The organism is Prevotella sp. P6B1, assembly GCF_000702825.1.
Taxonomy (GTDB): domain Bacteria; phylum Bacteroidota; class Bacteroidia; order Bacteroidales; family Bacteroidaceae; genus Prevotella.
The window spans coordinates 20,539-34,977 of sequence record NZ_JNKF01000011.1 but is presented as its reverse complement, the minus strand read 5'-3'; the positions used below and the strand labels follow the sequence as shown (position 1 = coordinate 34,977).

The window sequence follows — 14,439 nt, the reverse complement described above, 5'->3', positions numbered from 1 at the left end:
AACTATATGGATAAAAAAGTTGCCCTTATTACAGGTATTACCGGTCAGGATGGATCATATCTGGCCGAGTTTTTGATTGAAAAAGGTTATGAAGTTCACGGACTGATGCGCCGTTCTTCATCATTCAATACTGGAAGAATTGAGCATCTCTATCTCGACGAGTGGGTTCGCGACATGAAGAAATCACGCCTCATCAATCTCCACTGGGCCGACATGACCGATTCATCATCACTGATTCGCGTCATTTCTAAAATCCGACCAACAGAGATTTACAATTTGGCAGCCCAGAGTCACGTCAAAGTATCATTCGACGTTCCAGAATATACAGCCGATACCGATGCTAATGGTGTACTCCGCTTGTTGGAGGCTGTTCGCATCGCTGGTCTGGCCGACACCTGTCGTATCTACCAGGCATCAACATCAGAGCTTTATGGTAAGGTACAGGAAGTTCCCCAGTCTGAGACGACCCCATTCTATCCTCGTTCACCATACGCTGTAGCCAAGCTCTATGGTTTCTGGATTATGAAGAACTATCGTGAGTCTTACAACATGTTCTGCTGTAATGGTATCCTCTTCAACCACGAGAGTGAGCGTCGTGGCGAAACTTTCGTCACCCGAAAGATTACACTGGCAGCAGCCCGTATCGCTCAAGGCTATCAGGATAAGCTATATTTAGGAAATCTGAATTCACTGCGTGACTGGGGATATGCCAAGGACTATATCGAGTGTATGTGGCTCATTCTCCAACAGCCCGAGCCCGACGACTTCGTGATTGCAACTGGCGAGTATCATACCGTTCGAGAGTTTGCCACTCTTGCCTTTAAGGAGGTAGGCATCGAACTCGAGTGGCGCGGTGACGGTGTCGATGAGAAGGGTTACGACAAGGCTACCGGCAAAGCCTTAGTCGAGGTCGATCCTAAATACTTCCGCCCTGCCGAAGTAGATCAGCTGCTGGGCAACCCCGCAAAGGCTAAAGCCAAGTTAGGCTGGAATCCCCAGAAGACCTCATTTGAGGAATTGGTCAAGATTATGGTTCAGCACGACATGAAGTTCGTTAAGAAATTGTTTTTAAAAGCCCAAATGGACGATGCTCAGTAAAGATAGTAAGATATACGTAGCGGGTCACCATGGACTTGTGGGTTCCGCTATTTGGAATAATTTGCTCCAGCGAGGCTATACCAACCTGGTGGGTCGCACACACAAAGAACTCGACCTCACAGATCAAGTAGCTGTTAAACAGTTCTTCGACGAAGAACGCCCTGACGCAGTCGTTTTGGCAGCAGCTTTTGTAGGTGGTATCATGGCCAACTCACTCTACCGCGCTGATTTCATCATGATGAACATGAAGATTCAGTGCAACGTCATTTCCGAAGCATACGCTCACGGTGTCAAGAAATTACTCTTCTTAGGTTCGACCTGCATCTACCCCAAGAATGCCCCCCAACCTATGAAGGAAGATTGCCTGTTGACCTCGCCCTTGGAGTATACCAACGAGGAATATGCCATTGCCAAGATTGCTGGCCTGAAGATGTGTGAATCATACAATCTGCAATACGGCACCAACTATATTGCCGTAATGCCGACCAACCTATATGGTCCCAACGACAATTTTCATTTAGAAAACAGCCACGTCATGCCGGCTATGATGCGCAAGATCTACCTTGCCAAGCTTATCCATGATGGCGCTTGGGATAAGATAGCCATCGACTTGAATAAACGCCCGGTCGAAGGTGTCAACGGCGAAGCTTCTCAGCAAGAAATCTTGATAGTCTTAGCAAAATATGGCATTGAGAACAATAAGGTTACATTGTGGGGTACTGGCACGCCTCTTCGCGAATTCTTATGGAGTGAAGATATGGCCGATGCATCCGTACACGTCCTGTTAAATGTCAACTTTAGTGACATTATCGGCATCGAGAAATATTCATCTGTTCACTATGGTGCATCTACAGATGGTGCTGTCGACCGCAACCACTCTGCAGGTCGTGGTGGAGCTATTCCTGCACTCGGCGAAATTCGCAATTGCCACATTAATGTAGGTACTGGAAAAGAACTTACAATTCGCGAACTTTCACAATTGGTTGTAAAAGCAGTTGGTTTTGAAGGAGAAGTAGAGTTCGACACTTCTAAACCCGATGGTACAATGCGTAAACTCATCGATGTTTCTAAGCTTCACTCTCTCGGCTGGACCCACAAAGTAGAGATTGAAGATGGCGTATGCAAGCTTTTCAATTGGTACAAGGATAGTTTAAATTAATTCTATCATTTATACCGCATACAAAAAAAACAAACCCTCGCCGTTAAGCGAGGGTTTATTTTATTACAAATTTTTCTTTAACGTAGCTTTCCAAGCTTCATAAGCCGCCTGATATTCTGCACGGTGTGCAACATCCGGCTCAATCACCTCCAGCTTATCCAAAGAGGCAAAAGCCTCAGCAGCATTCGCATAGATACCGGCACCCAAGCCAGCACCCTTGGCAGCACCTACAGAGCCGTCTGTATCATACAGTTCGATGGTAGCTCCACTTACGCCAGCCAGTGTATTGCGGAACAAGGGACTCAAGAACATATTGGCTTTACCTGCATGAATCTTCTTGATATCCATACCCATCTGCTGCATAATTTCCATACCATAGCAGAATGAGAAAACGATACCCTCCTGAGCAGCACGAACCAAATGAGCTTTATTGTGCTTATTGAAGTTGAGCCCATTGATAGAGCAACCTATCTCCTGATTCTCCAACACGCGCTCAGCACCGTTTCCGAAAGGAATAACAGTAACACCCTCACTACCAATAGGCACGCTGGCAGCCAGCTCATTCATCTCTGCATAACCGATTTCTGGAGTGATGTTACGATGAGTCCAAGCATTCAGGATACCAGTACCATTAATACACAGCAACACACCCAATCGAGTCTGATCTGCAGTATGATTCACATGAGCAAAAGTATTGACACGACTCTGCTGATCATAGTTTACATCACCAAGCACACCATATACCACACCTGAGGTTCCTGCAGTAGCAGCAATCTCGCCAGGATTCAACACATTCAACGACAGTGCATTGTTAGGTTGGTCACCACCTCTATAAGTGATTGGCGTACCGGCCTTCAAACCCATTTCAGCTGCAGCCTCCGCACTGACAACGCTCTGCTGCGCAAAAGTTGGAACAATGTCAGCTATCAACGAGTTATCGAATCCATAATAATCCATCAGGAAATCAGCCACACGGTTGTTCTTGAAATCCCAGAACATACCCTCTGACAATCCGCTAACTGTCGTATTAGCAACACCGCTCAATCGCATAGCGATATAATCACCAGGCAGCATGATCTTGTAAATCCTATTGTACAACTCTGGCTCATTCTCCTTCACCCAAGCCAACTTGGCTGCTGTGAAGTTACCAGGTGAATTGAGCAGATGGCTCAGACACTGGTCTGCACCCAGCTCTTTAAAAGCCTTTTCTCCATAAGGAACAGCACGTGAGTCGCACCAGATAATAGCGGGACGCAAGGCTTTGAGATCCTTATCCACGCAAACCAAGCCATGCATTTGGTATGAAATACCAATTGCCTTGATTTCATCAGCCGTGGCCCCTGAATCCTTCATAATCTTCTGCAGGCTCAACTTGGCATTATCCCACCACATCTGAGGATCTTGTTCTGCCCAGCCAGCCTTCACAGCCATAATAGGAGCTTCCTTTTCTGGATAGAAAGCAGTTGCAACACACTTGCCATTATCGGCGTTAACCAATGATGCCTTCACTGACGAGCTACCGACATCAAAACCTAATAGATATCTATTTGCCATAATACTATATGTTTGAATCACTTCTAATTATAATACGTTTCAACTGCAAATTTCCCTAAAAAATCTCAATCAAACAACTTTTTTCCATAAAAAAGTGATTTTTTTACGTAATTTTGAGCTGAATTTAATTTTTTTGTTTACCTTTGCACAATAGAATAACGTAATTACCAGAATTAATATAATTCATATATGAAGAAAAAAATACTAATACTTGACGACAAAGAGACTATCGCAAAGGTTCTCTCTATCTATTTGATGAGCGACTATGATGTACAATGGCTGCCCGATGGTTTACAGGGAGTAAAATGGTTGCAGGCGGGAAATACCCCCGATCTCATCATTTCTGATATTCGTATGCCTGGAATGCGTGGCGATGACTTTTTGGAGTGGATCAAGCAGAACGAGTTATTCAAGCAGATTCCTGTCATTATGCTATCCAGCGAAGACTCCACCAGTGAGCGTATCCGCTTGTTGGAGATTGGTGCAGAGGACTATATCGTCAAGCCCTTTAACCCCATGGAGTTAAAGATACGAGTAAAAAAGATTATTCCCTAAATAGAATAATATGATAGGTGTTGTATATCTTGGCAGCAATCCCAAAACCGAGGAGCGGTTAAAATACATCCCCGGCCGATTGGTGCAATACACAAGGAATTACAAAGATGCGGCCTCGGCGTGCTCTACGCATGTCCGTAATGAGCATTTTATCGTCTTTTATGAACAAGGCGAGCAAAGTGAAGACATTAATGCTATCACCTATTTAAAGAAAAAGAACAAGCACATCTATATTATTCTACTCACCAAGGAACTTACACCAGAAAACCGTTCAAAATATCAAAGAAGTGGTATCAACGACACTCTCGATACCAACGCGTCTATTACCGAGTTCAATAAGAAGATTCAGTTCATCTCAGACCGTGAAAACATGCTATTCGACGATCAGCAGCCCAAATATCGTATGCTGCGCTTTAAGATACCAATGTGGAAGAGAGTATTCGATGTCTTTTTTGCACTGACAGCGCTTATTCTCTTGTCTCCCATCTTTATCCTCACAGCGATTGCCATTCGTTTGGAGAGCAAAGGTCCTGTTATCTTCAAGTCTAAACGTGTAGGTGCCAATTACACCATCTTCAATTTTCTGAAGTTCCGCTCTATGTATCAAGATGCGGAGGAACGCCTCAAGGAAGTAGCCAAAGAGGCTGGTAATCAGTATGTTGAGACGACAAAGAAGGAAGAAAAACCCGTCAAGAAAATCAGCAAACTGGATTTGGAAGCCGATATGATGATGAGCATTGGCGACGACACCGATATGATGATCAGTGATGATGAAGTAATGCTGGTGGGTGACGATTTCGTTATTTCAGAAACCGACTATAGCCGAGAGAAGAAAGAAGAGATTGAGAATGCGTTTGTCAAGATTGAGAACGACCCACGCGTCACGAAAGTTGGAAGATTTATTCGTAAGTTCAGCATCGACGAGCTGCCTCAGCTCCTCAATATCCTCAAGGGCGACATGTCAGTCGTTGGAAACCGCCCTCTCCCACTCTACGAAGCTGAGAAGTTGACCATCGACACCAGTATCGACCGCTTTATGGCCCCTGCAGGTTTAACCGGTCTCTGGCAGGTTGAAGAGCGCGGCAAGGGCGGCATGATGTCAGCCGAGGAGCGTAAGCAACTCGATATCAAGTACGGTCAGACCTACAACTTCTGGTTGGATATGAAGATACTGTTCCGTACCTTCTTTGCCTTCGTACAGAAGGAAAATGTGTAACTAAATCCAGATTGCAATGAACAAATTCAGACGTCTGATATTTATTTTTGCTACAACCTTTGCAAGCACTACAGCCTTTGCTCAATTCAATGAGAGCGGCATTAGCGCCGGTTTCTTTGATTCCAGCAACGAAAAAGACATCAACTTTTCTGAATTTCACCTTCCTCCATTGGCAGTTTTGTTCGAGAACGCAAAGACGAATCCCCAGATATTAACATTAGAAAAGGCTCGTCAATTAGCAGAGATGGAGGTTGCTAAACAAAAACGACACATTTTTTCATACGTAACCGGGCATGCCAGTTATAGTTTTGGTATGGCAGACATGTATGGCAACAATTCTTCAGCCTACAGCCCTGTTATCTATCAATATCAAGGTTCTCAACAATCATATTGGAATATCGGTATTAATTTAGCGATACCTGTTGAAGACATTTTGGATTTAACTGCTGCCGTTAAAAGAAAGAGAATTGATGTTGAGCAAGCTGTTATCAAAAAAGATATTGCATATGATGAGCTTAAGCTACAGATTGCTACCCTATTTATAAAAATCACGAATAACTTAATAACATTGAAGACCATGGGAGAAGCTGCAGCAGCTTACCAAGGTGCAGGCGCACTTGATCGTGAAGATTTTGAGAATGGCAATATGGATATCTCATCTTACGCAGCAACTAAAAGATTTGAGAGTGGTGAAGTTGCTAATTATCAACAGTTGCAAACAACTATAACAACAGATATCATCACGCTTGAAATTTTGACACATACGCCCATTATAACGAATGCTACTACAGAGATAACGCTTGATAAGAGTATTCATAAAACGCCTAAAGAACTAGCCAAAGAAAATAAGGCGAACGAGAAACGAATCAAGGCTTTAGAGAAAGAAGAAAATGACAAAATTAAAAAATTAGAAAAGGCAGAGGCAAAAGCAGAAAAAGCAGCAGCCAAAGCAGCCAAAAGGCAAAAGTAACAATTAAAGATTTGAAACGATGGATCTATTTCGATATATTGTTAGATTTCTATTTAAGATTAGATGGTACCTCGTCATCCTGCCCATGATAGCATTGGTGGTGGCTTGGTTTTCTACCCGAAACATGGAACGTATTTTCAATACAAATACGACCATTTACACTGGTATGATTACAGCATACAATATCGAAGGTGGTTCTGGTACTGCTGGTGGAAATCCGCAAACCAACATGACCAACCTCATATTACTCATCACTACAGATGCAACCATCCATGAGGTATCCCTACGCCTATTTGCACGCTGTATGATGTATGGTAATCTGAATAAAGATAACAACTACATATCTGCAGAACATTTCCGCCAACTTTATAATAGTGTTCCTGCAGAAGTTAAAGCGCTCATTAACCATAATAGTGAAAATGCGACGTATGCAAACTTGAAGGCATACGAGCGCCCTTCTGCTGACAACTATATTTTTGGTTTAACCAATTATCATCCCTATTTTGGCATTAACAGTATTACTGGTAGATTAAAAGTTGTACAACTTTCCAGAAGTGATATTATCGACATCGGTTATTCTGCTAATGATGCAGGTATTGCCTATAACACCTTAGATATATTAAATGACGTCTTTGCACGTCAATATGCTTTACTTCGCTATGGAGAGACAAACAATGTTATCAAGTTCTTCGAACGTGAGGTAGCCCGCTTGTACCGCATTTTGACAAATGCAGAGGACGATCTGATCCGCTATAACGTAGAGAAGCGTATCATCAACTATGCTGAACAAACAAAATTATTGTCTGGAATGGATGCGACTCAAAAAACGACAGACAATAATTTGATGATCACCAAAACGACCACACGCGCACTGATGAACTATTTGGAGCGTCAGTTAGGTGATCGTGCAAAGGTTATTAAAGCCAATAAGGATTTCACTAATCAAGTGACTGATATTTCACGCATCCAGTCACGTATTTCAAATCTCCGTCTCATGAGCAGTGAGGGAGGAGGAAGTGAGGTTGAAACCCAGCAAGAACTTGCTAAAGCACAAAGAATGCTTCAAGAAGCCTCAAATAACGTAAGAGGGCTTGTAAAGGATATCGAAGCAGGAAACTACAACACAGAGACTGGTACCAAAGCGAGCGGCATGATTGACAAATGGCTTAACGAAGTATTAAAATTAGAAGAAGCGAAAGCCCATGAAAGCGCTCAAGATGTCATGCGTGAAAAGATAGACAAGGAATTTCTTTTCTATGCGCCTATTGGAGCTACGATTTCCCGTAAAGATCGCCACATAGCCTTTATTGAGGGGAACTATATGTCAATGCTCGGCGCATTAAATTCCGCTCGTTTGCGCCAGAAGAACTTACAAATGACGACAGCAACACTCCGTGTATTAAACCCACCCATGTTCCCCATGAACGCCCAACCAACCAACCGTATGATGGTTCTATTGGGTGCATTTATGGTTACGTTCATGTTGACAGCTATGTATTTCTTCATCATAGAACTGTTAGACAGAACACTTCGCGACCGTATGCGTACAGAGCGTATCACCAAGATACCAGTTATGGGTTGTTTCCCTAAGGAGAGTAATTTACGTTATCGCCGCTTCAATAAGACCATTGCCGACATGGCACTACGTCAGTTAAGCAAAGCGCTCTTGCCTCAATTCGAAGAAGGCAAACAAAATGTGCTTAACCTCATATCTACTGATGCCGCCAATGGTAAGAGTTATATTGCCCAAGAGCTCGAAAACTATTGGATATCAATAGGTTTGCAGGTACGTCGTATCACTTACGATGAGGACTTCTTGGCAGAAGACAGCCGTTTCATCATGGCAAAAGATATCAAAGATATATGCCCAGATATTTTGCCTAACGAAATTGCTATTGTCGAGTATCCCAATTTGGACGACAACTCTATTCCATCAGCTCTACTCAATATGGGCACCATCAATCTGATGGTAACGAGAGCCAACCGTACTTGGAAAGATGTAGACCAAAAGGCGCTCAAAGAATTGAATGAACGTTTAGTGAACAAGAATTCTCTCTTTATGTACTTGACAGAATGTCAACGCTATGCGGTTGAAGAATTTGTTGGACAGTTACCACCATACACATCGTTCAACAATTTCATCTATCGCATGTCACAAATGGGTCTGACTGCAGTTGAAAATAGTCATGCAAAATAATGGTAAACAAAGTTTATTCCAATAGAATATCCGAATACGCCCATGAAAACGGAGGAAGAGTCTTAATACTCTTTCTCCTGTTTTTGCTTAGTTTGTACTCATTTAAGAATTCTGGAGTAAACGGCATGGCTATGGTACTGGCAGTCCCAATATCCATAGTCGTAGTATATTTAGCATTCAGTTATAGGATGTTCTCATTTTGGGCGCTGTTTGTCATCAACTATTATGTCATGTTTCTTGGCAAAGAGGGTATGCTGCCTTTACCAGCCTCCTTACCAAATGAACTACTTGAATTAGTACTTATCGCTATTGCCATCATCGATTTGCGTGAAACAAATTTTGGGAACTGTGCCAATTTCATGACTCTTGCAGTTTTAGGTTGGTGTGCATTCTGTACGCTTGAAGTCCTCAATGACACATGTGGCTTAGGTATGAATGTAAACGCCTGGTTTACAGGAATCCGATTAATGGCATTTCAATTACTTTACGCAGTCATTGTGTTTGCCTTATATATTAATACCCCACAACGAATATATCAACTATACAAAGCATGGGCCTTTTGTGCATTATTTGCTATTTTTTGGTGTTGGAAACAAATAAATATCGGTTGGGACGCAGCAGAGATGAATTGGCTATTTGCACAAAATCATGCAAAACAACACATAGTTAATGGTATAGTCAGATATTTTGGAACTTTTACTGATGCAGCTAATTTCGGCATTCATATGGCATGCGCCTCCGTATCGTTCTTTGTTATTGCAATTACAAATAAAGTAAGAAAGCATAAAATTTTCTTTGGTGTAGTAGGACTCCTAACAACATGGGGTATGTTTCAATCTGGAACACGAACAGCCATTTTCTGTATGATGGCGGGATTTATGGTATTCCTCATACTATCAAAATCAGTAAAAATCATCGTTCCTGTTTCTATCATCTTCGGTTTGTTTATTGGCATGCTGATGTTCACAGACATTGGCCAAGGAAACAACCAAATTCGACGCATGAGATCTGCATTTAACCCAGAAGACGCTTCCGCAAATGTACGAGACGTCAACAAAGCCGCCATCTCAAAATACATGAAAGATGCGCCATGGGGCATCGGTATTGGTATTTTTGAGAGAGATATTCCCGCATGGAACAAATTCAAGATTGTATCTCAGATTCCGCCTGACTCTGAATATGTATTTATATGGGTAAGAACAGGATGGATTGGAGTTTCATGGTTTGCTATTTGCAATCTTATCATCTTAATAGCAGGAAGCTCTACCGTGTTCTTTAAAATCAAGAATCGTTCACTCATGGGCATAGGAGCAGCTTGGTGTGCATCATTCGCAGCGCTCCATCTTGGTGGCTACGCCAATCAGATCTTGATGCAGTTCCCCAATATTGTGATTTTCTATGGTGGTATGTCCACTGTATTCCTCTTACCCCAAATAGAGAAAGACTTTGAACTATTCGAAGCAAAAGAATTAGAAGAAGAAGCAGAAAAGAGACGATTAAAATTAGAGAAGAAGCGTGCAAAACGAGTATAGATTATCTATCATCACTATCAATTATAACGGGTTAAAAGACACCTGTGAACTAATTGATTCAATCCCCTTCAGCGACGATATGGAGGTGATTGTGGTAGATAATGCCTCCAAAGAAGACGAAGCGAGTGTCATTTCCTCACGCTATCCCCACGTAAAGGTCATTCGCAGCGAAAAGAATCTTGGCTTCGCTGGTGGCAACAATCTGGGCATCAAAGAGGCCAAAGGAAAATACATCTTACTTATCAACAACGACACCTTCTTTAAAGACTTCAATATAGAACCACTCATCAACAGATTGGAATCATCTGATAAGATTGGTGTAGTCTGTCCTAAGCTTCGTTTTTCATGGGGCACGAATCCTATTCAGTTTACAGGCTATACGCCATTATCACCAATCACAGTGAGGAACCAAGCCATTGGCTTCGGTGAAGAAGATCGTGGGCAATACGATACACCTCATAAAACACCTTATGCACATGGTGCCGCCATGTTAATTAAGCGCGAAGCCATCGCTAAGACCGGACTCATGCCAGAGTGTTTCTTCTTATACTACGAAGAACTTGACTGGTCGATGATGTTCACTCGCGCTGGCTACGAAATCTGGTACGATCCTGCCTGCACGGTTTATCACAAGGAAAGTCAGACAACAGGACAGAACAGTCCACTACGCACCTACTACATCACTCGTAACAGGCTGCTATTTGTAAAACGCAACTATCAAGGTATCAACAAATACCTATCTTATATATACTTGATTGGCCTCGTTGCCATTCGAGATATCATCAAATACCTCTCCCAAGGCAGATTTGATTTAGTCAAAGCCGTCTGCAAAGGACTAGTCACTTTTCACTCATCATTATTCACTAAATAATTTATGGATTTCTGGATTCTATTAAATATTATCGATTGGTTTCTATTTATTATTGTAGGTGGAACGGTACTCTACCTTGGCGTATTCTCTATTGCCTCTCTATTTACCAGAGATACGGTGAATACCAATATCAAAAATCAGAACCGCTTTGCTATCATCATTCCTTCACATAAACAAGACCATGTGATTGAACAGGCTGTAGTATCGATACTAAGTCAGGACTATCCACAACGCCTATTTGACGTCGTAGTGGTTTCCGACCACCAATCAGAGATCACCAACATGCGATTGGCTCAATACCCCATCACCCTGCTTACACCAGATTTTGCAGAAAGTTCGAAAGCAAAATCACTACAATATGCAATCATTAAGCTACCAGAATTCAAAATTTACGATATAGCATTAGTGTTAGATGCTGACAACATCGTTGAACAAGATTTCCTGACCAAGGTGAATGATGCCTTTGAGACAGCAGCCACTAAAGCCATACAAATGCACCGCATCTCTCGAAACAGAGATACGGCTGCCGCACGTATGGGGTCTATCTTCGAAGAAATCAACAATAACATCTTCCGTAAAGGTCATATCAATTTAGGCATTTCTGCCGCCTTGGCTGGTTCTGGAACAGCATATGATTTCAACTGGTTCAAGGCTAATGTCATGAAAACCAGAACATCAGGTGAAGATAAAGAGTTAGAGGCACTCTTACTGAAACAAGGTTATTTTATAGACTATTTTGATAACATCTTGCTTTATGGTGAAAAGAAAAGAACCACCAGCAAGATGAATGAACAGCATGGGCGTTGGACATTACAGCAGTTTCAAAACCTTCTTAAAAATATCAGATACCTTCCTGGAGCGATATTCAGGAAGCAATACGATTGGGCCGACAAACTGATTCAGTGGATGTTGATGCCACGTACAAGTATGATGGGAATCATCATGTTAATGAGCATAGTTCTTCCATTCATTTATCTGACATTAGTCATCAAATGGTGGATATTAGGCTCTTTGGCACTATTCTTCTTTGCACTGGCCACTCCTGATTATCTGGTAGATGAAATGTGGGATCGCACGTTCCTGCGCTCTCCATTTATAACACTTTGGGGCATCATCACCACCAAACTATTTAACAAGAAAAAAGAAACAAATTAAAGTACTGTATATATTATGATTTGGCAGATACTACACATTCTCGACATTACACTTTGGGTGATTATCTTAGGTTCTGTAGCCTATGTCGTCTTCTTCGCAATCATATCCCTCTTTTACGAGAAAGAGGACCGCATAGCCATTCATGCTGCAGCCCTCAGTAACAGAATGACAAAATTTCTCGTTCTCTACCCTGCATATAACGAGGACCGCGTCATCATCAATGCCGTAGAGCATTTTTTAGAACAGGATTATCCTGCCGACCTTTATACGGTTGCCGTAATCTCAGACCATATGCAACCTGAGACTAACGAATATTTGCGTACGCTCCCTATTACATTGCTTACACCGACTTTTGAAAAGAGTTCGAAAGCAAAGGCTATGCAGTATGCCATCAATGAGATACCAGAGACATTTGATAATGTCGTTGTACTCGATGCAGACAACGTAGTGCGTCCAGAATTTCTGTCACAACTGAATATCTTGTGTTCTGTATATGATGCTATCCAGTGTCATCGCTGCGCCAAGAATGCCAACAACGACGTAGCCGTACTTGATGGTGCCAGCGAAGAAATCAACAACACTTTATTCCGTAAGGCTCATAATCGCCTTGGGTTGTCTTCTGCCCTTATTGGTTCTGGCATGTGCTTCAATTACGAACTATTTAAAAAGAATGTTTTCCAGCTCTCAACAGCAGGCGAAGACCGTGAAATGGAAGCCCTCCTACTCCATCAGGAAGTTTTCATCAAATATGCACCAGATATTCATGTATTCGACGAGAAAGTCAGCAATCAGGATAATTTCCAGAAACAGCGTATGCGCTGGATGACCGCACAGGTTCAGAGTCTGATGAGTAACCTGCCTAAGATTCCTGGAGCTTTAGTTCATGGAAAGGTCAACTTTGTTGACAAAACCATTCAGCAAGCATTGATTCCAAGATCCATTTTGATTGTACTATTAACAGTCATTTCTATTTTTATGACAATTGCCATGCCATCATGGTGCGAGAAATGGTGGATTACGCTGGCCATCTTAGGACTATCATTATTCGTAGCAATTCCCAGTGAGATTCGTTTCCGTTCATTCTCAAAAGTCCTGACTATTCCAGGACTCGTCCTTCGCATGCTCAAAAACGTTCTTCACATGGACAGAAAGAATACCGACTTCATCCACACCGAGCATACGACATAAAGAAACAAATAAAATATGTAAATTCCTTTGTAATATCATATAATAATTGTATATTTGCAGATAACAATGAATAAATGACTAATGTATGAATAAAGACTGGGATATCATTATAACAAATAAAATTAATCTCCTGAGCATAGACTTAGGTGAAGTATGGCGCTATCGTGATCTGTTGGCGATGTATGTCAAACGCGACATCATTACATTCTACAAACAAACTATTCTGGGGCCACTCTGGTTTGTCATCCAGCCCCTCTTCACCACCATCATGTTTATGTTTGTATTTGGCGGTATTGCTGGTATTTCCACAGATGGTATTCCTCAGGCGGTCTTTTATTTAGCAGGCCTTGTATGCTGGAACTACTTTCAGGATTGTCTAAGTAAATGTTCCGATACATTCAATGCAAACCAAGCCATTTTCGGAAAGGTCTATTTCCCGAGATTGGTAGTGCCACTCTCTATTGTCATCTCCAATCTTATCAAGATGGCCATCCAATTCACATTGTTCCTGGCTGTTTATATCTATTATTTTGCGACTGGCATAGATTTTCATATCAATCTGGCTATCCTCCTTGTTCCTTTACTCGTTGTGATGCTTGGTGGCTTGGGCCTTGGATTTGGTATGATTATCTCTTCAATGACCACTAAATATCGCGATTTACGATTTATGATCACCTTCGGTGTTCAGTTGTGGATGTATGCAACACCTGTCATTTATCCTCTTTCTGTCATGAAGGAAACCTATCCGAAATATATCTGGGTATTGGTAGCCAACCCGTTAACAGCAATTTTAGAAACCTTCAAATATGCTTTTACGGGCGTCGGCGAATTTAATTGGTTCTATTTAAGCTATAGTATTGCGTTTACAGCAACAATACTTCTACTCGGAATAATCATTTTCAACCGAGTACAGCGTAACTTTATGGACGTAATCTAAAACCATC

12 protein-coding genes are annotated in these 14,439 nt (G+C 42.0%); 11 read left to right on the top strand and 1 reads right to left on the bottom strand.

Annotated elements, in window-relative coordinates; genetic code table 11:
* The first annotated feature begins 6 nt into the window (after positions 1-6).
* Both gmd and T495_RS0104115 read left to right on the top strand, forming a co-directional pair.
* Complete coding sequence (gene gmd, locus T495_RS0104120; RefSeq protein ID WP_028903891.1) at positions 7-1,098, top strand: GDP-mannose 4,6-dehydratase; 1,092 nt, start codon at positions 7-9, stop codon at positions 1,096-1,098.
* Positions 1,088-2,257, top strand: a complete 1,170-nt coding sequence (locus tag T495_RS0104115) for a GDP-L-fucose synthase (protein ID WP_033147742.1) — start codon at positions 1,088-1,090, stop codon at positions 2,255-2,257. The genes gmd and T495_RS0104115 overlap by 11 nt, the downstream gene beginning before the upstream one ends.
* 63 nt (positions 2,258-2,320) lie before the next feature.
* Here the strand turns inward: T495_RS0104115 and T495_RS0104110 are convergent, their stop codons facing one another.
* Positions 2,321-3,811: a xylulokinase gene (locus T495_RS0104110; protein ID WP_033148043.1), complete on the bottom strand. Its 1,491-nt coding sequence runs from the start codon at positions 3,809-3,811 to the stop codon at positions 2,321-2,323.
* Between the two features lie 189 nt (positions 3,812-4,000).
* Between T495_RS0104110 and T495_RS0104105 the strand changes: the two genes are divergently transcribed.
* The 9 genes from T495_RS0104105 (at position 4,001) to T495_RS0104065 (ending at position 14,432) form a co-directional block, all read left to right on the top strand.
* Positions 4,001-4,366: a response regulator transcription factor gene (locus T495_RS0104105; protein WP_013063705.1), complete on the top strand. Its 366-nt coding sequence runs from the start codon at positions 4,001-4,003 to the stop codon at positions 4,364-4,366.
* A gap of 10 nt (positions 4,367-4,376) precedes the next feature.
* A complete protein-coding gene (locus T495_RS0104100) occupies positions 4,377-5,582 on the top strand; it encodes a sugar transferase (RefSeq protein WP_033147741.1) in 1,206 nt (401 codons plus the stop codon).
* 16 nt (positions 5,583-5,598) lie between these two features.
* Complete coding sequence (locus T495_RS0104095; RefSeq protein ID WP_028903895.1) at positions 5,599-6,552, top strand: TolC family protein; 954 nt, start codon at positions 5,599-5,601, stop codon at positions 6,550-6,552.
* A gap of 124 nt (positions 6,553-6,676) precedes the next feature.
* Positions 6,677-8,749 (top strand): hypothetical protein, encoded by a 2,073-nt coding sequence (locus T495_RS0104090; protein ID WP_231480240.1) that lies wholly within the window; start codon positions 6,677-6,679, stop codon positions 8,747-8,749.
* Positions 8,749-10,281, top strand: a complete 1,533-nt coding sequence (locus tag T495_RS0104085; protein ID WP_033147740.1) for an O-antigen ligase — start codon at positions 8,749-8,751, stop codon at positions 10,279-10,281. The genes T495_RS0104090 and T495_RS0104085 overlap by 1 nt, the downstream gene beginning before the upstream one ends.
* Entirely contained in the window at positions 10,265-11,152 is an 888-nt protein-coding gene (locus tag T495_RS0104080; RefSeq protein ID WP_033147739.1) for a glycosyltransferase family 2 protein, read from the top strand. The genes T495_RS0104085 and T495_RS0104080 overlap by 17 nt, the downstream gene beginning before the upstream one ends.
* Before the next feature lie 3 nt (positions 11,153-11,155).
* Positions 11,156-12,307, top strand: a complete 1,152-nt coding sequence (locus tag T495_RS0104075; RefSeq protein WP_028903899.1) for a glycosyltransferase family 2 protein — start codon at positions 11,156-11,158, stop codon at positions 12,305-12,307.
* A gap of 15 nt (positions 12,308-12,322) precedes the next feature.
* Positions 12,323-13,495 carry a glycosyltransferase family 2 protein gene (locus T495_RS0104070; protein WP_028903900.1) on the top strand — a complete coding sequence of 391 codons (1,173 nt, stop codon included), beginning with the start codon at positions 12,323-12,325 and terminating at the stop codon, positions 13,493-13,495.
* An 85-nt stretch (positions 13,496-13,580) separates the two neighbouring features.
* Positions 13,581-14,432 carry an ABC transporter permease gene (locus tag T495_RS0104065; protein WP_028903901.1) on the top strand — a complete coding sequence of 284 codons (852 nt, stop codon included), beginning with the start codon at positions 13,581-13,583 and terminating at the stop codon, positions 14,430-14,432.
* Positions 14,433-14,439: the final 7 nt, after the last annotated feature.